Here is a 22,655-nt window from a genome sequence, read left to right on the forward strand (position 1 = left end):
CAATACGGAGCCGTTGTGTATATGTTCAACATTGTTTAAATAACGGTTCCGTTAGGTATAACCGCGCGTTTTTTAACTATAACTATACCATCAACCACGGTGTGGGTCGGGTAGTCGCCATCCGGCAGTTTAGCGCCACAGTTTATTTTCACATCATCGCCTATATAGGTGTTTTTATCGATGATGGCGTTACGCAGGGTGCATCTGTCGCCAATACCCATTATAGGCTCGCCGGCGGCTTTTGCAGCAGCTATCTCATCAAGGGTTTGGTAATTATCGCTACCCATTACGTAGCAGCTATCAATAGTGGTGTACAAGCCTACGCGGGTACGTATACCTACAATAGAGCGGGTAATTAAGCTGGCATTGATGATACAACCATCCGCAATTATCGACCTATCCAAATGAGTGCCCGATATTTTGGTTGGCGGCAACATGCGTGCACGGGTGTAGATATGGTTTTTATCGAACAGGTTGAACTGCGGGATATCGTCTGTTAAGCCAAGGTTAGCTTCAAAGAACGATGGGATGGTACCAATGTCGGTCCAGTAACCTTCGTATTGGTAGCTTAGTACTTTGTGCCCTTCGATAGATTCCGGGATAATTTCTTTACCAAAGTCGGTACGCTCGTTGCCTTCCAGCAATTCGTAAAGCAGTTTGCGGTTGAAGATGTAAATACCCATTGATGCCAGGTAGATACGTCCCTGCGCCTTCATCTCGTCGCTCACTTCTGACACCCAGTTCTCGAAACCTGATTTTGGTTTTTCGATGAACGAGGTAATGAGGTTATTCTCGTCAGTTTTCAGGATACCGAAGCCCGGTACATCGTTTACGTGCACGGGGATGGTAGCTATAGATATATCAGCTTTCTTTTCGATGTGCTGGGCTATCATTTCCTCAAAGTCCATCTGGTACAGCTGGTCGCCCGATAGGATGAGTACGTACTCAAATTCGTGCACCGCCAGGTGGTGCAAGCATTGCCTTACCGCATCGGCAGTACCCTGAAACCAGCCTGCGCTTGTTGGTGTTTGCTCGGCAGCCAAAATATCTACAAAAGCAGTACTGAAGGTACTGAAGTGGTAGGTGTTTTTGATATGCTTATTAAGCGATGCCGAATTGAACTGCGTAAGCACAAATATCCTGTTGATATTGGAGTGCAAACAGTTCGAGATAGGAATATCTACCAACCGGTATTTACCGGCAATAGGTACGGCAGGCTTAGAGCGGGTTTGCGTTAGCGGTGCCAAACGGCTTCCCTGGCCGCCGCCAAGTACAATGCTGATTACTTTTGATGTCATAACTTGGGAATTAGAGTTTCGTATAGGTCGTTATATTCTTTTGCTGAGCGCCCCCACGAAAAATCGAGGCTCATCATGTGTTTGCGTAGTTGCTGCATTTTTTTAGTGTCGGCGTATAGCTCAACAGCACGGTTTATAGAGTGGGTGATATCCGCCACACTTACATGGTTAAAACGGATGCCATAACCGCCTTCGTCGCCAAAATCGATAACCGTGTCTGACAAGCCGCCCGTGCTACGTACCACAGGAATAGTGCCATAACGGATGGCGTACAGTTGGTTCAGCCCGCAAGGCTCCACGCGCGATGGCATCAGCAGGAAATCTGCCCCGGCGTATATATGGTGCGCCAGCGATTCATCATACCCGATGAAAACGGCGCAATTGCCCGGATGGAAATCCTTCAGCTTTTGCAGCGCCATTTCGGTTTCGGTATCGCCCGTGCCTAAAATTAAAAAGTTAACATTATCGCCATGCTGCTGTATGCTGCGTTCTATGGCGTCGGGCAATACGTCGGCACCCTTCTCAACAACCAAACGCCCTATGAATACGATCAGCGGTTTATCTGCCGAAAGGTTAAAGCGCGAGCACAACAATTCTTTATTTTTCTGTTTGCCTTTAGCTACTGTGGTTAAGCTATATTTAGCAGGCACCATTGGGTCGGTAGCGGAGTTCCATACATCGGTATCGATACCGTTGATAATGCCGTAGCCTTTGCGCCCTTCCAGGTAAAAAAGATACTCGAGCCCGTTAGAGTTAATGGTAAGTTCGTGCAGGTAATTGGGCGATACGGTTGTGTAACGCCAGCTGCATTTTACGGCGCTTGCCAGCGGGTTTATACCACCTGCCCATTCCAGTAAGCCGGTTTTGTAAAAATCTATCTCGGGCAGCAGGTTCAGCCTGTCCCAGCCGAACGCGCCGTGGTATTGCCCGTTGTGGATAGTAAATATGGTTGGTATTTGCGCCAGGCGTTTATACAGCGATGAGTGGTACATCAGGAAAGGTACCAGCCCGGTATGGTGGTCGTGGCAGTGCACCAGGTCGGGTGTTTGCCCGCTCCAGTTTATCCAATCTAAAAAGCATATCTGGAAGGCTAAGAACTGGTCTTTCTCATCTGGGTAGCTGTACACGTTCTCACGGTCGAGCAAGCCCGGTATCTTTATCATGAACAGCTCGAAGCCCAGCTTATCGGTAGTTTCTTTCAGTATCTCGAAGTAGATGCGGCGGGTGCCCAGCAGCGTAGTGCCCTGGAAAACCATATCAAAAGTGTTCTCGTGAACAAACTTGCGATTGTAGAACGGCATTACTACCGCTGCGTTTTGCCCCGCCTGGTTTTGGTATTTAGGCAGTGCGCCAACAACATCGGCAAGCCCCCCAACCTTGGCGATAGGGTAGCATTCGGCACTTAGGTGGTAGATTCTCATTAAAGGATTATATAGTGGTTAAGGTACTAAACATTTCCCCAAATGAACAAACATATAATTTGAAAAATGTGTTTGAAATGGTGTTATTATTTGATTAAATTAAGGTTATAATTACCATTTCGGTATTTATCGAAACCAGACAGTAGCTTTTGTTGCCGATTTGGCAATGATGTAGTATAAATAGGAAAGAAAGCAGTAAAAACGCCTGCTTAAAAGGCAATATCGCAGCCCAGCAATGCCGACCGCAACACACCCGGCGCTTCGTAGCTCTGCTGATAAACGCCCGCATCATCAAGCGTAAGCAAAGTGGTGAGTTTGTTCTCCGGGTCTATCATGAAGTATTCTTTCACGCCGGCTTTCTCGTAGAGGGCACGTTTCCGTTTAGTATCATAAGCGCGGTTAGAGGATAGTATTTCGATAGCAACGTCCGGAGCGCCGTAAATGCCATCGGTTTTTATCATGTCGAGATTGTTGTTCAGCAACACTATCATATCCGGTTGCACTACCGACTCTAAGCCCTCCACATAAACGTCTACAGGCGAAGGTACTACCTTACCAACATTCGCATCCCGCAGGAACATGTACAGCAGGGCATGCAGGTCCGAAAATAGAAGCTGGTGTTGAGGTGTAGGCGCTGGAGACATAATTAGTTCGTTAAATAACACTTCACAGCGCGTCCCCTCCGGCAACATGCGGTAAATATCTACCGCCGTACGCGGTATTTCGGGTATCACCTGCTGATATTTATGCTTTTCACTCATAACCTTTTTAAAAGCGCTCTACACAAATATAACGAATGCAATAATTAAACCAATGCGAAAGCTTTATTCCAAACCCCACTTTGCGAAAAGCTTTACAACTTCTGCATGCGGAATCACTTCGCCTCGGTCGGCTTCTGCAATACCTTCTAAAACATCTTGTTGTTGCGCTTCGGTTAGTTCATCGAACCAATCCATAGAGCTACTCAATGTGTTTCCCAATTCTACTTTAAAGTTCATTACAGATTAACTTTACTTGTCCACCTGATTAATATCTTATGTAACTTAGAACTTCTTTACTATTAAACTTGTAAGGCTTATTGCAATCCCTTTCCATCTCAAAAACAATTCGTACTTCGTTTTCCTTTTTAAACGACTCTGGTTTTACAAAAAGATTTGGGTAGACCAAATATTTCTGTATTAGGTCAAGGTAATAAGAGGATAAGATATTTTTTGAATGTATGGCTTTATCAATCGTGATTGAATCTTTACAGACATACAACTTTAAGGAGTTGTACTCCACATTTTGTATGTAATACCTTTTTGCATTGATGCTTTTACAAATTCTATCCGCGAAAGACTTGACATTTGGGAAAAATAGCTTTCTGGTACCGAACTGATTTTCTAAGTCTTCTGAATTCGGTGTTTTGGTGCCACAAAAAATAAGATAATTAAATCCCGATGTTACATATGAACTAATGATTCGATTATTTACTGTAAAATTCAAGAATGAGCAACCTTCAAGTTCATCTCGTTGATTAATATTCTCAATTGTACGGTATTGTTGGATGGTTCCCAACTGCCAATCTCCATTTATAATATGTTTTTGAAAGGTTGATTCCGGAACATATTTATAAAATGGAGAAAAGTCGTTTATAATGTCATTTGACGATACAGGTTTTTTGAATGTAGAACTATGTATCGGTAGATTTTTTAGTTTACCAACAAGTTCCCCAACGGCTTCGGCATATTTAACATACTGGTCTGCTGTAAATGAAGCATCAGGATGCGTCATAGATAGATATCTAAAAATAACTTTTTTGTTTTTATACACAGCAGTTGTTCCATCACTACTATGAAAAAACTTCAAATCTTTTGACTCAATAAAAGATAGGTCTGACATAATAATATTACCATTAATGCGCTTCCAACCAATTCACACCCGTACCAATTTCCACCATAATAGGTACCTCGGTTTTAATGGCGTTCTTCATGTTTTCGATGATGATAGGTTTTACTATCTCTACCTCGTGATGCGGCACATCGAAAACCAACTCATCATGCACCTGCATGGTCATGCGGGCATCTAAGTTTCTGGCTTTAAGCTCGCGGTGGATGTTTATCATCGCAATTTTTATCATATCCGCTGCCGAACCCTGTATAGGGGCGTTAATGGCATTTCGCTCAGCGAAACCGCGCACGGTTTGGTTAGCAGAGTTTATATCGCGCAGATAACGGCGGCGCCCCATCAGCGTGGTTACGTAGCCGTTCTCGCGGGCAAAGTTCATGGTGTCTGCCATGTATTGTTTTATGCCCGGGTATTGGGCAAAGTAGTTCTCTATTATCTCGGCAGCTTCTTTCCTTGGTATGCCCAGGTTTTGTGATAAGCCAAATGCCGACTGTCCATAGATAATACCAAAGTTTACCGCCTTGGCATTGCGGCGCTGGGTGCTATCCACCTCGTCTATACCTACACCATATACCTTGGCAGCGGTGGCTGTGTGGATATCTATACCTTCTATAAATGCCTGGCGCATGTTCTCGTCCTTGCTTATTTCGGCTATGATTCGCAGCTCTATCTGCGAGTAATCCGCCGATACAATGGTGTGGTTCTCATCCCTTGGGATAAAGGCTTTGCGCACTTCCCTGCCACGCTCGGTACGGATAGGGATGTTTTGCAGGTTGGGGTTATTGGAGCTTAAGCGCCCTGTTGCTGCCACTGCCTGGTTGTAGCTGGTGTGTATACGACCGGTTTTTGCGTTCACCATAGTAGGCAGGGCATCTACATAGGTAGATTTTAGCTTTTGCAACTGGCGGAAATCCAATATATCCCTTACGATATCGCTCTTGGCAGCCAATGCCAGCAATACATCCTCACCGGTTTGGTATTGCCCGGTTTTGGTTTTTTTGGCTTTAGGGTCGAGCAGTAACTTCTCGAAAAGCACCTCGCCCAATTGCTTTGGCGATGCGATGTTGAAACGAACGCCGGCTTTCTCATACACTACCTTCTCCAGTTTGGCAATGTCGGTTTCCAGCTCCTTGCTGAACTCTTTCAGCGTTTCATGGTCAATGCGTACGCCCTCGTGCTCCACATCTGCCAGTACGTATATCAGCGGGTTCTCTATCTCGTGCAATAGTTTTTCGGCACCTACTTCTTTTATCTTCGGTTCGAAAACAGTTTTCAGCTGCAGGGTAACATCGGCATCCTCGGCTGCGTAATCTTTTATCTTCTCTATCTCCACATCGCGCATATTACCCTGGTTTTTGCCTTTGGGGCCAATAAGCTCGGTGATAGAAACGGGTTTGTAGCCCAGGTAATTCTCGGATAATACATCCATCCCGTGGCGGGTATCGGGGTCTATCACGTAGTGCGCCATCATGGTATCGAACAGGCTGCCCTTCATCTCCACATTGTACCACTTCAGCATCAATATGTCGAACTTCAGGTTCTGCCCTATCTTACCAATTTTCTCATCCTCAAAAACGGGTTTAAACTCGGCAACAATCGCCATGGTTTCCTGTTCGTTGACAGGCACGGGCACATACCATGCCTGGTAGTGCTTCACGGCGAAGGATAAGCCCACCAGTTCGCAGTTATTGGCATCGGTACCGGTGGTTTCGGTATCAAAGCAAATTGCTTCCTGTTGTTTTAGTATGCTGATGAGTTCGGCGCGTTTCTCAAAGGTGTCTGCTAAAATATAATCGTGTTCAACGGTGTTAATGTTTTTGGCTTCGGCAGGAGTTGGCGGTTCGTATACGTCCTGCACATCTACTGTAAGCGTAGTGCGGGCACCAGCTACAGGCTCGCCGAACAAGTCGGTTTGTACCGATACGGCGCGGGTTTCGGTAATGCTGAAATCATCGCCAAACACACGTCGCCCCAGTGTCCTGAATTCCAGCTCGGCAAAGAGCGGCTCCAGCAGGTCTTTACTTGGGGCGCACATTTCTAAACCAGCCTCATCCAGCTCTACCGGCGAGTTCAGGTTGATAGTAGCCAACCGTTTCGACATTAAGCCCTGCTCGGCAAATGCCTCTACGTTCTCTTTCAGTTTGCCTTTCAGCTCGTGGCTGTGGGCTATAATGCCCTCTACCGAACCGTATTGTTTAATAAGCGTTTTGGCAGTTTTCTCGCCAATACCGGGGATGCCGGGGATACCGTCCACCGCATCGCCCCAAAGCCCGAGGATATCTATCACCTGCTCAGGGCGTTCTATTTCCCATTTGGCAAGTACTTCCTTAACGCCCAATATCTCCATCTCGTTGCCCATACGCGCGGGCTTGTAAATGCGGATGTTATCGGATACCAGTTGTGCAAAATCCTTATCGGGCGTCATGCAATATACCTGGTAGCCTTTGGCTTCGGCTTTTTTGGCGAGGGTGCCAATAATGTCATCAGCTTCGTACCCGTCGGATGTGATGAGCGGGATGTTGAAACCCAACACTACTTTAAATATATAGGGCAAAGCCTTGCTCAGGTCCTCGGGCATAGCCTCGCGGTGGGCTTTGTAGGCTTCAAATTCGGTATGGCGTTCGGTTGGCGCATCGGTATCGAACACTACCGCCATGTGGGTGGGTTTTTCTTTCTTCAATACATCCAGCAGGGTATTGGTAAAGCCCATTACGGCAGAGGTATTCAGTCCGCCCGACGTAAAACGCGGGGTTTTGCTCAATGCAAAATGCGCCCGGTAAATAAGCGCCATGCCATCCAATAGAAAAAGCTTCTTCATAATTTAATTTTTACACCGATTGCACTGATTTAGATGATTTCACCGATTGATGACGGTCGTTACTCAAATTAGGCGTCGATGCGTGTTTTCAAAAGTACGATTAATGTTTACGAAGAGGCAAAATCTGCTTCATCATTTTTTATCGGTGAAATCAATTGAATCGGTGAAATCTGTGAAATCAAAACTATCTAAACGAACAGGAAGGCACGTGGTCGTTCACCATGCCTGTGGCTTGCATAAAGGCATAGCAGATGGTGGTGCCGAAGAATTTGAAGCCGCGTTTCTTCATGTCCTTAGCTATCGCATCAGATTCGGGGGTGCTTACTTGTGCGCCGTGATAGGTGGTGATAGGCTTGCCGCCCGGCATAAAGCTGTACAGGTATTTATCGAACGAGCCGAACTCCTTTTGCACATCCATAAACAATTGCGCATTGCGTATGGCTGACGACACCTTAAGTCGATTACGGATAATGCCTTCATCCTGCAACAGGCGCTGTTGGTCTGCGTCGGTAAAAGCTGCCACCTTCTCCACATCAAAATCGGCAAAGGCTTTTCTATAGTTTTCGCGGCGGCGTAAAATGGTTATCCAGCTTAAACCCGCCTGCGCAGCCTCAAGCGTCAGGAACTCGAAGAATACCTTATCATCGTGAACGGTTTTGCCCCATTCTTCGTCGTGGTACTTTGTGTAGAGTTCATCGGTTCCGCACCAGCTGCAACGTGTTATTTCTTTGGTAGACATAGGTTTTTTGGCTTTGTTTTTCGCCGCCTAAGTTAGCAATAAAAGAATATTTTGCTAATATTTTTAGATTTTAAAGCTTTTGTCATTTGGTATCGGTTACAAGGGCAACGTGATGAATTTTCCGCTCCACAAGTATATCCAACACCCTTTTTATCTGTGCAGAATTTGTACGATAGTCAGCCAGCAATGCCATCCTTATCGGGCGTTCTTTCATTGCAACGTGCGCTTTATTTGCCGAAGCTATCCAATCGCCCAACTCGTTGGCTTGCGGGCTTATTGCTATGCCCTGCTGGGCGTAAAATGCAGCACCCTCAAATTTATACGCAGCAAGGTAGGGCTTTAGCTTCGCGAGAGGCACCCCAAACACACCTATGGTTTCAAATTGAGTAAGCTCGGCAGCGGTAAATTGCATACCGTGCTTTTTGCCCATATTTATTAAAGTTTGCCTGCGGATACGGTTATCCAGATCTAACATCACTTTGCCCTGCCCCACTAATATCATCCCTTCGCCAAAGCCATCAATACTGCAACGAAACCCCGTAGATGCGGGCATTTGAATACCCATAGGTTCGGTATATCTTCCCCCTGCATCAGATAGGTATATAAGCAATAGTATAAATGCGGCAGAGCAAACTGCGGCAAGTTCTATAGGTACATAAGGGTATAACCGGCGGCTACGCATGTGGTTAGGTTTAGCTTTTTAAAGCTACAGAATATATTTCGAGAAAACCAAACTGCCTATTGCTAACCGCGCACTGCTCCGAAGGAGTCCTGCGGACAAACTGCCTACTGTGCATTCAACTCATCCCAATATTCCACCGCCCTGCGGTAATGCGGTATCACTATAGAGCCACCCACCAAATTGGCTATCATAAATACTTCGTTCATTTCGTCGTGGTTTACGCCGGCTTCGTGGCATTTGCCCAGGTGGTATTTAATGCAATCGTCGCAGCGGAGTACCATGCTGGCTACTAAACCCAGCAGCTCTTTGGTTTTTACATCGAGGGCGCCATCGGCATAAGTGGTGGTATCTAAGGCGAAGAAACGCTTAATGTTGGTGTTGGCGCTCTCCATTATCCTGCCGTTCATTTTGCTGCGGTAGGCTTCAAAATCGTCTATCAATTGTCCCATAGGTGGTTTAATTATTTTGCTATTTTATTTAGCAATAAAGGTATAAATGTTTTACCTTTATCAGCATCATCAAACACAATTTTACCATTTATTAACCGCCTTATGGAAAGCCTCTCGCCCAATATTTTTGTTGCCGACATTACCAAAACCATCGAGTTTTATAAAATACTTGGCTTTGAAGTAGCCATGAGCGTACCCGAAGAAGGGCCTGACTTTGTTTGGGTGATGATGGTGAAAGGCAGCGTTACCATGATGTTCCAGACCATGGAAAGCCTTGGCGAAGAACTGCCCGAAATTAACCGCAGCAACGGTGGCTCGCTGTTATTATATATAAAGCTTAGCGGCATCCGTGCCTTTTTTGAGGATATAAAAGAAAAAGTTACTGTATTGAAGGGGCTGGAGAAAACCTTTTATGGCGCTACTGAGTTTTCCGTATTGGATAATAACGGTTACGTATTAACTTTTGCCGAAGACGAAGCGGAATGATAACCTTTAAACGGCTCGACCATTTTCATGTTTGCGTACCGCCCGAACGGCTGGAAGAAGCTCGCCTGTTCTACACCGAAGTGCTGGGCTTAAAACTTATTTACCGCCCCGACCACTTGTTTTCTTCCGAAGGGTATTGGTTCGATATTGGCGACCTGCAACTCCACATTGGTGTAGAACCCGCCCTGCCACGCACCATTCGCCATGTAGCCATGGAGGTTACTGATATTGCTGCTGCCCGTAAGCATCTGGAGGCTAATGGCGTTGAAATTGTGGAGGAACCCGTCATCCCCGGCAGAACCCGCTTTGCTTTTATCGACCCGTTCGGCAACAGGATGGAGTTGCTGGAGATAGATGCCTGAATTTCCTGAACTCGAATTTTAAATGAATTTAATGAATGGGCAGAATGTTAGGCTGCTTGTCCATTCTGTTAAATTCTAAAAATTCCTTAAACGGCGAAGCCCTCTTGAGCGCCTCCTAAAAACAAACACCCGCGAAAAAATTCGAGTTCAGACAACCCACTTGGGGATATATTTCCTGAAAACGCCTTATTATGGGGACGCTATTTAAGCCTGATAGGATTTAGCGCGATTCCTCATCTCGCCACATTACACACTTCTTTTGCGTTAGCAAAACCGCGTTCCTGATGCTGTGAAGGCACATTTTGCCCGCATACCTATGCCTTGCTCATTAGCCTAACCACACGCCATGCCTCCTTTGGCTTGCTGTTTGTATTACTCTTTACAGATATTTAATACCCCTAACTAATTTATTCAATTTAACCGAGCGATTTATGAAAGTACTATCCCCCTCTAAACACATTTATGCCGATTTTATGCTGACGTTGTTCTTATGGGCAGCGCCTACCATTTTTGTTTTACCGGGCAGTAGCGGCCAATATGTTTACCTGATGGGCTTTGCGCAGTTGTTACTTGCGGTTTGCACCAATAGCACGGGCAGTATATTCCGCTTTTTTTCGATGCCGGTGCATGGGCTGATAGAGGTTTGTACCGGTGTGCTGCTGGTAGTGCTGAGCTTCACCTGGAGCGAGTACGACCTGCGCATGAAACCCTTTTATATTACTTACGCTACCCTATTGTTCGTGCTGAATTTTGTTACCGACCATAAGGACGTAGCCGCTAAAACAAGGCGCTTTAAAAATGCCTCGCCGTTGCAGGGTACACGCACCATGGCGTAAATATTACATTGGTTTATATTCCCCTAATTAATAGCCGGGCAGAAACGTGTAATGCGATTCTGCCCTTTTTTGTTGCACTGCCCCGCGTTAACTAAACCCGATAGTAGCGGAAAGCCCCGAAGGTACGAGGGCTTGCAGCGGATAGCGGGGCTGGCGGAGGCTAAAAGCTACTGCATTTGCTTTTCAAACGACCGCTACCCCTCCCTGCCTTTGCGCACGAACCTACCGCACCCCTCCCCCCCGCGGGAGGGAATTTAAGGCGCATCAGAGAATCCACTAATCAAGCGAATCATGGTTAATACCCTATAGCCATCAGGAATATTTATTGCGTTTGCATACACAAACCACTATAAAACGAAACTTTGAGGCACATTTTTTTATTTAATAGAAAAACCAAATTACCCTTGCCGCCGTATTAGTGTTCGATATACTACTATGAAGATACTTTCCCCCAGCATGCACGCTTACGTAGACTACCTGATAGTGCTATTTTTGTGGACGGCGCCCACTACTTTCATAATGCCCGACGACCTTGGACGCATTGCTTACGCCATGGGGCTGGCGCATTTGTTTTTTACCGTTTGTACCGATACCAACGCTACTATATTCCGCTTTTTTTCGATGCCGCTGCACGGGCTGATAGAGCTTTTTGTTAGCATATTAATTGTAACCCTGTGCTACACCTGGTTGCGGTATGACGACCGTTCGCGCGCGTTCCTGCTTACTTACGCTGTAATATTGCTGGTGATGTTCGTGGTGACGGATTACACCGATTCGGAAGCCGCCAAGATGGTACGCCGCCCTAAAGGCTCAGCTCCACTGACGGATCCCAATACAGCTGCTTAAAATTCTGTATCTTATCGTCTTTAACTTCTATACCCTCGGCTGCCAGCAACTCTTCCATGGTGTTGCCACCGAAATGGAATTTACCCGTTAGCAAACCCTGCCTGTTTACCACGCGGTGCGCCGGCACGGGGGGCTTTGCGGTACCTGCCGCCATCATGGCGTAACCCACTATTCTCGACGAGCCCTTGTTGCCCAAATACGCAGCTATGGCACCATAGCTGGTTACCCTGCCGCGCGGTATGAGGCGCACTACATCGTACACATTGTCGTAAAAGTTATAGTCGGGCATGTTGGGTTAAAACGAGAACTTAAGGTAGTTAATGTTTTTGTTATGCTGCAAGTACTTTTTTTCGTAGTAGGTTTTTATAGATAGCACCTCGTTGGCAAATTCGGAGTGGTACAGGTCTTCGGTGCGTACGTGGAGGGGCAGGTTAAGTTCTGCAATTTTTTCGGCAGTGTAGGCGTGCAAGCCGTCGTTATCTGTTTTAAGGTTCACGAAGCCACCGGGCTTTAGCAGGCTGCGGTACTTAACCAGAAAGCGGGGCGAGGTAAGGCGTTTCTTCTCGCGGCTTAGCTGGGGCTGCGGGTCGGGGAAGGTTATCCAAATCTCGTCCACCTCGCCGGGGGCGAAGTAGTCTTCGAGGTTCTCTATCTGCATACGCACAAAAGCCACGTTGGGTACGCCCTCTTCCAGCGCGGTTTTAGCGCCGCGCCAAATGCGGTTGCCCTTATAGTCGATGCCGATAAAATTCTTCTCAGGGAACATCTGCGCTAAATTAACGGTGTATTCGCCCTTGCCGCAGGCAAGCTCCAGCACTACAGGGTTGTTATTCTTAAAGAAGTCGGCAGCCCATTTACCCTGGTAAGGTTTGCCTTCATCAAGCTGTAGTACGTTGCTAAAGGTCTCTATCTCGGCGAAGCGCCTTAGTTTATCTTTTCCCATGAGGGGGCAAAATTAAGAAATTTTTGGAGTTGATTGTGGGGTGGCTACGCGACGGCGATTTTACCACGGAGGGCGCAGAGGTTACACGGAGGTTCGCAGAGGAGATTGTGGCTATTTTTTCTGAACCTTGATTCGCTTGATTTTGGGATTGTCTGATTACTGGGTTCGATGGTGGGTGGAAGATGTTTTCAGAACCGGCAGCAGGGAAGCTTCGGGCGAAAGCGGGCAGAACGTGGTGGGCGTGTGCGGAGGGAAGGGCATAGGGATTTTTCTGAACCATGATGCGCTTGATTTTGGGATTCTCTGATTTCTGTTTTGTAAGGATAAAAGATACTTTCAGAACGGCAGCAGGGGAGCTTCGGGCGAAAGCGGGCAGAACGCGGTGGGCATGTGCGGTGGGAAGGGCATAGGGATTGTTTGCTGAAGCGCGGGGAAGGAGCGGCGAAGCAGGGGGCAAATTATCCCAGCCCTTGGTTCTGCCCGGTTTGCAGGGCAAAGGCTGGTGCGGCAAAGAAGCATTTCTGCTGCAAGCACTTTTTGGTTACTTTTTGGTGCTTCAAAAAGTAACAAGCCCCCTCGCGGCGAATGAGCGAGCCAATGCATTCATTTTGCACCGAAGTTTTTAGCCCCCCTCAAAACCGAAAAGCCAAACTGTAAACCCAAAGTAAAAAGCAAACCGCCCACCGCCAACTGCAAACTTTTCAATATCCTTGCACGTTATTACACCATGCCCAATAAAAAAACACTCATACTTGGCGCTACGCCCGATGCCAGCCGCTACGCCTACCTTGCTGCTAACCGACTGGTAAGCTACGGGCACAGCATTGTGAACGTTGGTATAAAAACCGGCGAAGTAGCGGGCGTACCCATCGAAAAGCCCGAAACCATCCACACCGATATTGATACCATTACCCTGTACGTTGGTCCGCAAAACCAACCGCCGCTGTACGACTATATCCTGAACACCAAACCCAAGCGCATCATCTTCAACCCCGGCACCGAAAACGCCGACCTCCGCCGCATGGCTCACGAACACGGCATTGCTACCGACTACGCCTGCACGCTGGTGTTGCTGAGTGTGGGGCAGTATTGAGGTTTTAAGTCGGAAGTCCGCAGTCGGAAAGTCGGAAGAAGAAAACGTAAAGTTACTGTCCTCGTTTGTGCTTGTTGTGCTACGCAGGTTTAGTAACACAACTTGCACAGCGTGCACAAGCATATATTGTTTAGGATAGTTTTTATACCTTTATTAATCGTACCTAATAAAGTATCCTTTGGCAATCAACATCACATTTAGTAGTTTAACTATTGGTCACTCCTACAGCAGGAATGACTTGACTGCGTTGTGGGGGTACGAGGGCAGGCAGGCAATTAGCCGTGGCGTAGTTACGCCGGCAAACTCCAAGGCTATTATTCTGTTCGTTACAAAAGAGAAACAAAAATCTTCTACCCCATACGTTGATTACATAAGCGATAATTTTCTTTATTGGGAAGGTGAAGAAAAGGGTTTAAATAACAATAGGATCATAAACGCCGACTACTACAACCACCCGATACATTTATTTTACAGATATAAACACCATACCGATTTCATCTATATGGGTGAAATACGTTTGGAGCAGCACATTGCCAGAACGGACAAGCCTTTTGAGTTTGTATTTAACACCGTACTACAAGACGAAGTTAGAACCGACATGGTAAGTGAACCTGTTTACAATTACCAAGAAAGGGAAACAGAGAAACAATCGCTCAGGCTAAGTAGAGTAGGGCAAGGCAAATACCGGGTGGATTTGTTAGACGTATGGGGATCATGTGCCATAACCGATGTAAAGGTGCCCGAAATTCTTAAAGCATCGCATATAAAACCGTGGAAAGACTCAAGCAACTTGGAACGGTTAGACCCCTTTAATGGCTTAATACTTACGCCAACATTAGATACCTTGTTTGATAAAGGCTTTATTAGTTTCGAAAACAATGGGCACATTTTAATGGCAAAGGAGTTAGAAAGCTTTTCAAAAAAACTGAACCTATCTGCCGATTTAAAACTGAGAAAACACTTCGATAGCAATAACCAATACTTGGAATACCATAGAGATATAATTTTCTTAGACAGGTACAAAGCCCCAGGCATATAACTCTATCAGCCCACCACATCCCCAAAATCAACCCCTCTTTCGCGGTCGGTTACGCTTGCCATTTGCTCTAAGTAGCGGTATACGGTAAACCTTGTGCCGGGCATTAATTGGCGCAAAAGGGTTGCTTGCTTTTCCCATTTTTCGTACGCGTTCACATCCGGAAATAAAAACACGCTGCGCCCTTGCAACACTATGCATTTGTGGGCTTGCAGGTTGTGCAGGCTACCGGCTGCAAGCCACACAAATTGGGGCAATATGGCGTTGCCTATAATGGCGTTTTTCTCGCTTTCGGCAATGGCAACGGGTTGATGTAAGGGCGCATCGGCAAGCAGGTGTTCGCCAAACAGGCATTGCTCAAGATGGAATTTGGGGAGTTCGGATGCGGGTATTGGCGCTTTCCCATTATTGGGTAGCACCACACCTACCGAGGGTTGCCCATCGCAGCATGCCAACTGCTTACTTATAAGCGTATGCGCCCAGGTGATGTGGTTAAAAGGCTGCTTTACGCGTTTGCCTGTTTCGGTATGGTAAAGCATTATTTTGCCCGTACGCACCTGCCCCAATATATCCAACTGCCAAAACACGGTTGCACCCTGCCAATGGTTACTGGTGCCGATACGGTAACGCCCCACCAACTCGTCGGCTTTATTAAACCCGAACCTTTTTATTAGATACTGCACAAAGTTGTTTTGGTGATAGTTTACAAAGCTATCATTCACAATATCTGCATGGATGCGGTTGAGGGGAGGGCTCATGGGTGATAGTTCATGGTTCATAGCCAAAGTGATCATGGATGATGGTTGATAGTTCATAGCCGAAAATCTGGCTTTGGGCTTCTTTGCTATCATCCATGAACTATCAACTATCAACTCCCCAAAAAACTGCCTCGGCGTAAAATGATATCCGCAGTTATCTTCGCGGCTGCAACGCCCTACGTGCGGGGCAATGTGTTGGTTGGTTTGTGTATCAATATAACGGCTAAAGGTTTTGGTGCGATGGTTGCAAGCAGGGCAATGGTAGCGGCTGCTGGGGCTGCTATAGGGTTGTAATATGTAACGATGCATGGCGGGGTTTTGAATTGGCTTGTGCATGTTGTGCACGGTGTGTCACACAAAACCCGTAGCACAAGGTGCACAAAAGAGGGAGTACAAGAATTTAGGCTTTGTCGCGCAGAACGCGGGCTGCTTTTGAGAAGGATATGCCTAACTGCTCGCCTATTTGCCGCACGGTTAAACCCTGCTTGCGTAGGTCTACTATCTCGTCTTCGGTTTGTTTTTGGCTTTCATCCGTACGTTGCCTTAGGTGCTCGCCCTCGTAACCAAAGCTCATAAAATCGTAATGCAAAAAATTGCCAGGCTTTACTATTTGATATTGTATAACATTATGGGCACCATAAAGCTCTTCGGTGTTGCGTTGTTTTATTTGTTTAAGATACCTTATAAAAGGGTCTTTAGTACTCTCGCCAATACTAAAAGCGCTATCGCAAAAATTGATAAGCATTTTGCTGCCCTGCAAATCGTTGCGCGATATGGGTTGGCTGCGGTCGCGCTTGGGGGTGTGGGCAAGGGCAAGTATGCTAAGGTTATGTTTGCTTTTAAGGGCTTTAAGCTGCTTCATTAGCGGCAGGGCATCTTTAGCCTTTTCGGTTTCGCTACGCAGATAGGTAATATTATCAATAATAACTATCTGTGCCCCACGCCTTATTACTTCATGCTCTATACAATAACATATATAATCTTCAAAGCCATCAAAGCCTTCGGGTACCATATGCTCGTGGTTAAGTTCGGCACGTAAAAAGTTGCCACCAAAGTTGTATCGCTGCTTAGCCCCATCTACATAACGTGTCTCAAATTGCTTGCCCGATAGTTCGAAATCGAAATAAATTACCTTCTGCGCCTCGCCCTCAAATGTGAAAGGCGCTATAGCTTCGCCCCGGGCAATACTATCGCCAATTTGTACGGCAAGTATACTTTTGCCCACATTGGTATCGCTAAACAAAATACATAATTCGTTCTGATGCCATATTTCGCCAAATAGCTTTTTGGGCGTTGGGCGGCTGCTTTCGTGCTCCAACCATTCGGCACCCGTACGGGTAATAAAAGCGTTGTTTTCGTTTTCAGCATCAGCCAGCATTTGGTTAACGCTTTGTTCAAACTCCTGTACCGACATACGGAGCGGTGTGTTGTTGGTGTTTTGCATATCTACTTATTTATCTCATAAGTATTATTTGCCCGTATGCTGTTTACGCCTTGTGGATAACTTGTTGTGCATACTGTGCACGTTGTGCTACTGAAAAAGGTGTAGCACAACAAACACAACGTGCACAAACCCTTCCTAATTTTTGGTACAATGGTTGCTTTACACCAAGCATCTATCTACCATCTGCATGAAAAAAGTACTTTACACCGCCTTGTTGCTGGCTTTAAGCTTCGGGGCAAAATTATCTGCCGAACAGGTGCGCCATCGTTTCGAGGTGCCCGTACACCAAAAGATACAACACCCTAAACAAGCCATGCCCGACGAGCAGGCGCACGCCATCCTCGCCGCCATGCAGCAAAAAGGCAGCGACGGCGATAAAGTGCTGGTGCTAACCGCCGGCGTAAAAGATAAAGGCATTACCACCAAACAGCTCACCCCGCTGCTCAAACAGTTCGCCGCCGACCCGGGGAAACTGGTAAGCGCCAAATTTGCCTACCCCTACACCGTAGACTATAAACAATACGATAAACTAAAAGACCTCTTCGCCGACGAAGACAGCAAACGCGAACTGGAAAGCTATGTGAGTAAGCACGACCGTTGAGTTGTCTGAACCTTGATGCGCTTGATTTAAGGATTGTTTGATGCTTTGCATATCGACCAACGATTTCTTAGAACGGCAGCAGAGAAGCTTCGGGCGAAAGCGGGCAGAACGTGGTGGGCGCGTGCGGCTGCAAGGGCATAGGGATTGTTTGCAGAAGCGCAGGGAAGGAGCGGCGAAGCAAGGGGCAAATTATCCCAGCCCGTGGTTCTGCGCGGTTTGCAGGGCAAAGGCTGGTGCGGCAAAGAAGCCTCCCTGCTGCAAGCACTTTTGTTTCTTTTGGTGCTTCAAAAGAAATAGCCCCTGCGGCAATGAGCAGCACCATGCGCTCATTTAAGAACAAAGCTTTTCGATACGAGACGACCGCGACATCGCCAATATTACTACCTTTATAAAACACTACGCCTAAACGGGCGTTACAAAAACGCATCGGCTCACACCATGCCAAACAGCTCATGAAAAACTACCTCTTCCCCCTGCTTGTTATTATTATTGCCCTCTCTTCCTGCTCTAAAAAAGTAGTACCCTTTGCGGCTACCAATAAAGTTTACACCACCCAAACCGATAGCCTTATTGCCGTGGTGCAAAAGCAGGACACCGTTGCCCTGTTGGATAGCCTGGGTAAACCTATTGCCAGCGAATGGGTGGGCACTGTAAACTTTAACCTGCGGAAGCCCAACTATGTTATTATACACTACACCGCGCAGGATTCGCTGGCGCAAACCTTGAAAACCTTCACGCTGGTGAAGCCGCAGGTGAGCGCGCATTACGTGATAAGTAAGGATGGCAAAATAGTACACATGCTGAACGACTACCTGCGCGCCTGGCATGCGGGCATCAGCAAATGGGGAAGCGTTACCGATATGAACAGCTGCTCCATCGGTATCGAACTGGATAATACCGGCAAGCAGCCCTTCGCCCCGGCGCAAATGAACAGCTTGCTGCTGCTGCTGGCGCAATTAAAAAAGGTGTATAACATCCCCACCAATAACTTCATTGGTCACGGCGATATAGCCCCACCCCGCAAACCCGACCCGGGTATACTGTTCCCCTGGGCATTGCTGGCTCAAAAGGGTTTCGGGCAATGGGCAGATGTAGAGCAACAACCCGCCCCCGAAGGCTTCGACTATGTAACCGCCCTAAGGCTTATAGGTTACGATACCAGCAACCTCCCCGCCGCCATCAGCGCCTTTAAACGCCACTTTGTACAATCCGATGATTCGCCGGTGCTCAGCTGCTGCGATATGGATGTGTTGTATAATGTGTATAGGAAGTATTAGTTTGCCCCCCAGCCCCCTGAAGGGGGAGCAGATAGCCATGCTTTGCGGCGACTATGTTTTTAATATTTCTTTTACCTTATCCCTGTTTAATTTGCTTACAGGTATTTTGGTTCCATCGTTCAGCAATAAACTGCCCCCATCTTCGCGCAGCCAGCTTTTAACGTGAAAAGTATTCACCAGGTGCGATTGATGCGTGCGCACAAACAGATGCTCGCTTAATACATCGGTATATTCTTTTAAGGTTTTAGATACCAGTATTTCTTCGCCGCCTATCAGCATAAATTTGGTGTAAGTATTGTCAGCCTCGCATCTTACAATATCATTGACTGCTACGTAACGTGTTTCGTTAAATAGGGGCAATGCTACACGGGGGGCTGGTTTAGTGGCGAATTTGCTTATTTCGTTTTGGATGATCTGGCTCTGTATGCCCGCCAAAGCAGAGAATAGTACTTGCGAATCGGGCTGCTTGTTCATATGTTGCAGCTGTAAAGTAGCGGCATCTTTTTGCAGCGTTAGTTCATTAAACTCATTTTGTTGCCGCTTTTTTTGGCGATAGTAAAAAACGGAAGCGAGCAATATAAATACCATCATTAAAATAAATGGGATGGTTTGCGAATGCAGGGCAATAATGATAAACGTAGCCAGCGCGTAAACAGCAAGTAAGATCTTTTTCATAGTTCTGAATATTTATGCAAGAATGAGGTGAAAAGGCACAACAAAAAAATGCCGATTGGCAAGTTGCCGTATTGGCTTAGTAAAATAGCTATTTGGGGCAGAAATGTGCCTTAAAACACTGTATTAATTTTATTGCTAATGGCTCAAACCCATTTAAAACCATAAATTTGCCCCCGCAAAACATACTATCAATATGAGTTTCAGAACCGAATATGATACCATGGGCGCGGTACAGGTACCGGCCGACAAATACTGGGGCGCACAAACCGAACGCAGCCGCAACAACTTCAAAATTGGTCCCGAGGCTTCGATGCCGAAGGAGATTATTGAAGCATTTGCTTACCTGAAAAAGGCAGCCGCCTTCACCAATACCGATTGCGGCGTTCTCCCTGCCGAAAAACGCGACCTGATAGCCGCCGTATGCGACGAGATATTAGAAGGTAAACTGGATGCCGAGTTTCCGTTGGTGATCTGGCAAACCGGTTCGGGCACACAATCTAACATGAACGTGAACGAGGTAGTGGCTAACCGTGCGCATGTATTGCAGGGCAATGCACTGGGCGAAGGCAAAACCTTTATCCACCCGAACGATGATGTAAACAAATCGCAATCATCTAACGATACCTACCCCACAGCAATGCACATTGCTGCTTACAAAATACTGATCGATGTTACCATCCCGGGCGTCGAAAAACTGCGCGATACCCTGCAGGCAAAAAGCGAAGCTTTTAAAACTGTGGTAAAAATTGGTCGCACGCACCTGATGGATGCTACGCCGCTTACTTTGGGTCAGGAGTTCTCGGGCTATGTATCGCAACTAAACCATGGCTTAAAAGCCCTGCGTAATACTTTAGACCACCTTAGCGAGCTTGCCCTTGGCGGTACTGCCGTGGGTACAGGCATTAACACCCCTAAAGGTTACGATGTAAAAGTTGCCGAGTACATTGCACAGTTCACCAACCTGCCGTTCATCACTGCCGAAAATAAATTTGAGGCTTTGGCAGCGCACGATGCTATTGTAGAAAGCCATGGTGCTTTGAAACAAATAGCCGTATCGTTAATGAAAATTGCTAACGATATCCGCATGCTGGCTTCAGGTCCGCGTTCGGGTATTGGCGAGATACACATTCCGGATAACGAGCCGGGTTCATCAATTATGCCGGGTAAAGTAAACCCAACCCAAAACGAAGCGGTTACTATGGTAGCTGCACAGGTAATGGGTAACGATGTTGCTATCTCGATAGGCGGCAGCAACGGGCATTACGAACTGAACGTGTTTAAGCCCGTAATGGCAGCAAACTTCTTACAGTCGGCACGTTTAATTGGCGATGCCTGCGTATCGTTCAACGACCATTGCGCCCTGGGCATAGAGCCGAACTACGATGGTATTAAAAAACACCTCGAAAACTCGCTGATGCTGGTAACCGCCCTTAACCCGCACATTGGTTACGATAATGCAGCTAAAATTGCTAAAACAGCTCTGAAAGAGAACTTATCGCTTCGCGAAGCTGCCATAGGTTTAGGCTTGCTTACCAACGAGCAATTCGACGAGTGGGTTCGCCCCGAAAATATGATAGGCTCGCTAAAATAAGCCTTATACCAAACCCCTCTCCGAAAGGAGAGGGGCTTTTTTGTTTAATATGCAGAAAACTTTCCGCCGATACTTTTTGGGTTTTACGCTACTGCTAACTGCTAACTGCCTACTGCAAACCGCCTGCAAGTTCAACCCTAATATGCAAAAACCCGGCGAAGCGGCTTTGCAGGGCGAGTGGCAGCAGGATACCGTTGCTTTGCAGAAGAAATTGCTCAACTATTCGCTTTATCACTTCCGTTTCAGTTGCGATTCGTTTTTTGTGAGTGTTAACTATCACAGCAAAGCTAATGGCGGTTACCCCGATAGCTGCGTGAAGAACGGGCAGTGGGCAGAGTATGCCAAGGGCGTGTACCGCCAAATGCACGATACCCTGCAACTGAAAGGCTTGTTCTGCAATGCCGATTTCAGTTACAAAAACGAGGGCGGCTGTTTCCGCTCGGGTAATTACAACGAGGTGTTTACGCTACGCAAAAAAACAGATTCGGTAATTCAATTTTTTCCAACAACAAGCGTTATCCCCTTTAACGGGCGCTTGATAAAACGCAGTACTTGCATCCCCAAACCACTTTAATATGAAGAACTTATTTAAAAAGCTGTTACTGGCCGCCGCCATTATTTACCTCCCGGCAACAAGTTTTGCATGGGGCACACAAGGGCACCGCATCACCGGGCTAATTGCCGAAAGCTACCTTACGCCAAAAGCAAAGGCAGCTATTAAAGCCATCCTGGGTAACGAATCCTTAGCCTTAGCGGGTAACTGGGCAGATTTTGAACGCTCGAACCCCGATTATAAATACACCGAGGTTTGGCACTACATCAACCTTGATAAAGGCTACACGCCATCGGAAATGCAGGCATACCTGAAAACCGATACCGTTACGGATGCCTACACCAAACTGGTATTCCTGATGGGCGAATTCAAGAAAAAGAACCTTACCCAGGAGCAGAAATTCTTTAACCTGCACATGCTTATCCACCTTATTGAGGATATCCACCAGCCTATGCATACTGCGCACAGCTTTGACAGGGGCGGTAACGATGTAAAGGTTACCTGGTTTAATAACCCTACCAACCTGCATACTATTTGGGATTCGCAACTGATAGATTTTCAGCAGATGAGCTATACCGAATACGCGGCTGCCATAAACTTCAGCACTGCGGCACAACGCGCCGAGTGGCAAAAAGCCCCCATCAGCCAATGGCTGTACGAATCGAACAAGATATGCCAGGACATTTACGCCTACTCAAAAGACGGCGATAAAATAAGCGGCTACACCTACAATTTTAAATTTATCAGCGTAGTAAACCAGCGTTTACTGCAAGGCGGCGTAAGGCTTGCCGGGGTGCTGAATCAGATTTTTGGTTAAATGGAGAATGGTTGATTAGGTGAATGGTTGCTTTTCTAACTAC

The 22,655-nt window shown here is 46.7% G+C and carries 26 protein-coding genes; 11 read left to right on the forward strand and 15 right to left on the reverse strand.

The genetic code is table 11. The features are described 5' to 3' along the window. Nucleotides 1-35: 35 nt before the first annotated feature. From BC343_RS08395 to BC343_RS08430, 9 genes are all read right to left on the reverse strand, one after another. On the reverse strand, nt 36-1,298 hold the full coding sequence (locus BC343_RS08395) for a glucose-1-phosphate adenylyltransferase (protein ID WP_078347330.1): 1,263 nt from the start codon (nt 1,296-1,298) through the stop codon (nt 36-38). Then, nucleotides 1,295-2,719: a glycogen synthase gene (locus BC343_RS08400; protein WP_078347331.1), complete on the reverse strand. Its 1,425-nt coding sequence runs from the start codon at nt 2,717-2,719 to the stop codon at nt 1,295-1,297. Before BC343_RS08400 ends, BC343_RS08395 begins: the two co-directional genes overlap by 4 nt. A gap of 209 nt (nt 2,720-2,928) precedes the next feature. After that, on the reverse strand, nt 2,929-3,480 hold the full coding sequence (locus tag BC343_RS08405) for a Uma2 family endonuclease (RefSeq protein WP_078347332.1): 552 nt from the start codon (nt 3,478-3,480) through the stop codon (nt 2,929-2,931). Between the two features lie 63 nt (nt 3,481-3,543). Continuing rightward, nucleotides 3,544-3,717 (reverse strand): hypothetical protein, encoded by a 174-nt coding sequence (locus BC343_RS30975; protein ID WP_156088743.1) that lies wholly within the window; start codon nt 3,715-3,717, stop codon nt 3,544-3,546. A 28-nt stretch (nt 3,718-3,745) separates the two neighbouring features. Then, complete coding sequence (locus BC343_RS08410; RefSeq protein WP_078347333.1) at nt 3,746-4,600, reverse strand: hypothetical protein; 855 nt, start codon at nt 4,598-4,600, stop codon at nt 3,746-3,748. A gap of 13 nt (nt 4,601-4,613) precedes the next feature. Then, the gene (polA, locus tag BC343_RS08415; protein WP_078347334.1) at nt 4,614-7,424 is read right to left on the reverse strand and encodes a DNA polymerase I; all 2,811 of its coding nucleotides are present in this window, start codon (nt 7,422-7,424) and stop codon (nt 4,614-4,616) included. A 184-nt stretch (nt 7,425-7,608) separates the two neighbouring features. Next, the gene (locus tag BC343_RS08420) at nt 7,609-8,163 is read right to left on the reverse strand and encodes a DNA-3-methyladenine glycosylase I (protein ID WP_078347335.1); all 555 of its coding nucleotides are present in this window, start codon (nt 8,161-8,163) and stop codon (nt 7,609-7,611) included. Nucleotides 8,164-8,245: 82 nt separating this feature from the next. Next, nucleotides 8,246-8,845, reverse strand: a complete 600-nt coding sequence (locus BC343_RS08425; protein WP_078347336.1) for a hypothetical protein — start codon at nt 8,843-8,845, stop codon at nt 8,246-8,248. 104 nt (nt 8,846-8,949) lie between these two features. Then, entirely contained in the window at nt 8,950-9,294 is a 345-nt protein-coding gene (locus BC343_RS08430; RefSeq protein ID WP_078347337.1) for a carboxymuconolactone decarboxylase family protein, read from the reverse strand. A gap of 102 nt (nt 9,295-9,396) precedes the next feature. Here BC343_RS08430 and BC343_RS08435 point away from each other — a divergent pair, with 102 nt between their 5' ends. The 4 genes from BC343_RS08435 (at nt 9,397) to BC343_RS08450 (ending at nt 11,824) form a co-directional block, all read left to right on the forward strand. After that, nucleotides 9,397-9,780, forward strand: a complete 384-nt coding sequence (locus tag BC343_RS08435) for a VOC family protein (RefSeq protein WP_078347442.1) — start codon at nt 9,397-9,399, stop codon at nt 9,778-9,780. Continuing rightward, nucleotides 9,777-10,142, forward strand: coding sequence for a VOC family protein (locus BC343_RS08440; RefSeq protein WP_078347338.1), 366 nt, complete (start codon nt 9,777-9,779; stop codon nt 10,140-10,142). Before BC343_RS08435 ends, BC343_RS08440 begins: the two co-directional genes overlap by 4 nt. Before the next feature lie 431 nt (nt 10,143-10,573). Next, nucleotides 10,574-10,978, forward strand: coding sequence for a hypothetical protein (locus BC343_RS08445; RefSeq protein WP_078347339.1), 405 nt, complete (start codon nt 10,574-10,576; stop codon nt 10,976-10,978). Between the two features lie 435 nt (nt 10,979-11,413). Further along, nucleotides 11,414-11,824: a hypothetical protein gene (locus tag BC343_RS08450; protein ID WP_078347340.1), complete on the forward strand. Its 411-nt coding sequence runs from the start codon at nt 11,414-11,416 to the stop codon at nt 11,822-11,824. Here the strand turns inward: BC343_RS08450 and BC343_RS08455 are convergent. Both BC343_RS08455 and trmB read right to left on the reverse strand, forming a co-directional pair. Next, nucleotides 11,781-12,113: an MGMT family protein gene (locus tag BC343_RS08455; protein WP_078347341.1), complete on the reverse strand. Its 333-nt coding sequence runs from the start codon at nt 12,111-12,113 to the stop codon at nt 11,781-11,783. The two genes, BC343_RS08450 and BC343_RS08455, sit on opposite strands and share 44 nt — an antisense overlap. 6 nt (nt 12,114-12,119) lie before the next feature. Continuing rightward, nucleotides 12,120-12,767: a tRNA (guanosine(46)-N7)-methyltransferase TrmB gene (trmB, locus tag BC343_RS08460; protein WP_078347342.1), complete on the reverse strand. Its 648-nt coding sequence runs from the start codon at nt 12,765-12,767 to the stop codon at nt 12,120-12,122. Nucleotides 12,768-13,494: 727 nt separating this feature from the next. Here trmB and BC343_RS08465 point away from each other — a divergent pair. Further along, nucleotides 13,495-13,860, forward strand: a complete 366-nt coding sequence (locus tag BC343_RS08465) for a CoA-binding protein (protein ID WP_078347343.1) — start codon at nt 13,495-13,497, stop codon at nt 13,858-13,860. 178 nt (nt 13,861-14,038) lie between these two features. Continuing rightward, nucleotides 14,039-14,899, forward strand: a complete 861-nt coding sequence (locus BC343_RS08470; RefSeq protein WP_143822111.1) for a DUF3427 domain-containing protein — start codon at nt 14,039-14,041, stop codon at nt 14,897-14,899. A 5-nt stretch (nt 14,900-14,904) separates the two neighbouring features. Here the strand turns inward: BC343_RS08470 and BC343_RS08475 are convergent, their stop codons facing one another. Next, nucleotides 14,905-15,990 (reverse strand): DUF6371 domain-containing protein, encoded by a 1,086-nt coding sequence (locus BC343_RS08475; RefSeq protein ID WP_078347345.1) that lies wholly within the window; start codon nt 15,988-15,990, stop codon nt 14,905-14,907. Nucleotides 15,991-16,054: 64 nt separating this feature from the next. Beyond that, entirely contained in the window at nt 16,055-17,098 is a 1,044-nt protein-coding gene (locus tag BC343_RS08480; protein ID WP_143822112.1) for an AAA family ATPase, read from the reverse strand. A 187-nt stretch (nt 17,099-17,285) separates the two neighbouring features. On the opposite strand from BC343_RS08480, the gene BC343_RS08485 reads away from it, so the two are divergent. Further along, entirely contained in the window at nt 17,286-17,699 is a 414-nt protein-coding gene (locus BC343_RS08485; RefSeq protein ID WP_078347346.1) for a DUF4476 domain-containing protein, read from the forward strand. 67 nt (nt 17,700-17,766) lie between these two features. On the opposite strand, the gene BC343_RS08490 is transcribed toward BC343_RS08485, so the two are convergent. Next, a complete protein-coding gene (locus BC343_RS08490) occupies nt 17,767-18,126 on the reverse strand; it encodes a hypothetical protein (RefSeq protein WP_143822113.1) in 360 nt (119 codons plus the stop codon). A 25-nt stretch (nt 18,127-18,151) separates the two neighbouring features. Here BC343_RS08490 and BC343_RS08495 point away from each other — a divergent pair, with 25 nt between their 5' ends. After that, nucleotides 18,152-18,976: an N-acetylmuramoyl-L-alanine amidase gene (locus BC343_RS08495; protein ID WP_078347348.1), complete on the forward strand. Its 825-nt coding sequence runs from the start codon at nt 18,152-18,154 to the stop codon at nt 18,974-18,976. Between the two features lie 51 nt (nt 18,977-19,027). Here BC343_RS08495 and BC343_RS08500 read toward each other — a convergent pair whose 3' ends face one another. Beyond that, the gene (locus BC343_RS08500; RefSeq protein WP_078347349.1) at nt 19,028-19,651 is read right to left on the reverse strand and encodes a LytR/AlgR family response regulator transcription factor; all 624 of its coding nucleotides are present in this window, start codon (nt 19,649-19,651) and stop codon (nt 19,028-19,030) included. A 193-nt stretch (nt 19,652-19,844) separates the two neighbouring features. On the opposite strand from BC343_RS08500, the gene fumC reads away from it, so the two are divergent. The 3 genes from fumC to BC343_RS08515 are packed head-to-tail and all read left to right on the forward strand — an operon-like array spanning nt 19,845 to nt 22,612. Next, nucleotides 19,845-21,242: a class II fumarate hydratase gene (fumC, locus tag BC343_RS08505; protein WP_078347350.1), complete on the forward strand. Its 1,398-nt coding sequence runs from the start codon at nt 19,845-19,847 to the stop codon at nt 21,240-21,242. Between the two features lie 49 nt (nt 21,243-21,291). After that, a complete protein-coding gene (locus tag BC343_RS08510) occupies nt 21,292-21,816 on the forward strand; it encodes a hypothetical protein (RefSeq protein WP_078347351.1) in 525 nt (174 codons plus the stop codon). A 1-nt stretch (nt 21,817) separates the two neighbouring features. Next, entirely contained in the window at nt 21,818-22,612 is a 795-nt protein-coding gene (locus tag BC343_RS08515) for a S1/P1 nuclease (RefSeq protein ID WP_078347352.1), read from the forward strand. The last annotated feature ends 43 nt before the right edge of the window (nt 22,613-22,655 follow it).

The sequence above is a fragment of the Mucilaginibacter pedocola genome, assembly GCF_002013915.1.
Classification (GTDB): domain Bacteria; phylum Bacteroidota; class Bacteroidia; order Sphingobacteriales; family Sphingobacteriaceae; genus Mucilaginibacter; species Mucilaginibacter pedocola.

Bases quoted from the DNA above. Each gene is read 5' to 3' on its own strand.
- polA (WP_078347334.1), bottom strand. From the start codon at position 7,424: ATGAAGAAGCTTTTTCTATTGGATGGCATGGCGCTTATTTACCGGGCG.
- BC343_RS08410 (WP_078347333.1), bottom strand. From the start codon at position 4,600: ATGTCAGACCTATCTTTTATTGAGTCAAAAGATTTGAAGTTTTTTCAT.
- BC343_RS08480 (WP_143822112.1), bottom strand. From the start codon at position 17,098: ATGCAAAACACCAACAACACACCGCTCCGTATGTCGGTACAGGAGTTT.
- BC343_RS08455 (WP_078347341.1), bottom strand. From the start codon at position 12,113: ATGCCCGACTATAACTTTTACGACAATGTGTACGATGTAGTGCGCCTC.
- BC343_RS08430 (WP_078347337.1), bottom strand. From the start codon at position 9,294: ATGGGACAATTGATAGACGATTTTGAAGCCTACCGCAGCAAAATGAAC.
- BC343_RS08515 (WP_078347352.1), top strand. From the start codon at position 21,818: ATGAAGAACTTATTTAAAAAGCTGTTACTGGCCGCCGCCATTATTTAC.
- BC343_RS08490 (WP_143822113.1), bottom strand. From the start codon at position 18,126: ATGCGTTTTTGTAACGCCCGTTTAGGCGTAGTGTTTTATAAAGGTAGT.
- BC343_RS08395 (WP_078347330.1), bottom strand. From the start codon at position 1,298: ATGACATCAAAAGTAATCAGCATTGTACTTGGCGGCGGCCAGGGAAGC.
- BC343_RS08495 (WP_078347348.1), top strand. From the start codon at position 18,152: ATGAAAAACTACCTCTTCCCCCTGCTTGTTATTATTATTGCCCTCTCT.
- BC343_RS08425 (WP_078347336.1), bottom strand. From the start codon at position 8,845: ATGCGTAGCCGCCGGTTATACCCTTATGTACCTATAGAACTTGCCGCA.
- BC343_RS08485 (WP_078347346.1), top strand. From the start codon at position 17,286: ATGAAAAAAGTACTTTACACCGCCTTGTTGCTGGCTTTAAGCTTCGGG.
- BC343_RS08510 (WP_078347351.1), top strand. From the start codon at position 21,292: ATGCAGAAAACTTTCCGCCGATACTTTTTGGGTTTTACGCTACTGCTA.
- BC343_RS08435 (WP_078347442.1), top strand. From the start codon at position 9,397: ATGGAAAGCCTCTCGCCCAATATTTTTGTTGCCGACATTACCAAAACC.
- BC343_RS08465 (WP_078347343.1), top strand. From the start codon at position 13,495: ATGCCCAATAAAAAAACACTCATACTTGGCGCTACGCCCGATGCCAGC.
- BC343_RS08445 (WP_078347339.1), top strand. From the start codon at position 10,574: ATGAAAGTACTATCCCCCTCTAAACACATTTATGCCGATTTTATGCTG.
- BC343_RS08405 (WP_078347332.1), bottom strand. From the start codon at position 3,480: ATGAGTGAAAAGCATAAATATCAGCAGGTGATACCCGAAATACCGCGT.
- BC343_RS08500 (WP_078347349.1), bottom strand. From the start codon at position 19,651: ATGAAAAAGATCTTACTTGCTGTTTACGCGCTGGCTACGTTTATCATT.
- BC343_RS08440 (WP_078347338.1), top strand. From the start codon at position 9,777: ATGATAACCTTTAAACGGCTCGACCATTTTCATGTTTGCGTACCGCCC.
- BC343_RS08450 (WP_078347340.1), top strand. From the start codon at position 11,414: ATGAAGATACTTTCCCCCAGCATGCACGCTTACGTAGACTACCTGATA.
- BC343_RS30975 (WP_156088743.1), bottom strand. From the start codon at position 3,717: ATGAACTTTAAAGTAGAATTGGGAAACACATTGAGTAGCTCTATGGAT.
- BC343_RS08400 (WP_078347331.1), bottom strand. From the start codon at position 2,719: ATGAGAATCTACCACCTAAGTGCCGAATGCTACCCTATCGCCAAGGTT.
- fumC (WP_078347350.1), top strand. From the start codon at position 19,845: ATGAGTTTCAGAACCGAATATGATACCATGGGCGCGGTACAGGTACCG.
- trmB (WP_078347342.1), bottom strand. From the start codon at position 12,767: ATGGGAAAAGATAAACTAAGGCGCTTCGCCGAGATAGAGACCTTTAGC.
- BC343_RS08420 (WP_078347335.1), bottom strand. From the start codon at position 8,163: ATGTCTACCAAAGAAATAACACGTTGCAGCTGGTGCGGAACCGATGAA.
- BC343_RS08475 (WP_078347345.1), bottom strand. From the start codon at position 15,990: ATGCACAAGCCAATTCAAAACCCCGCCATGCATCGTTACATATTACAA.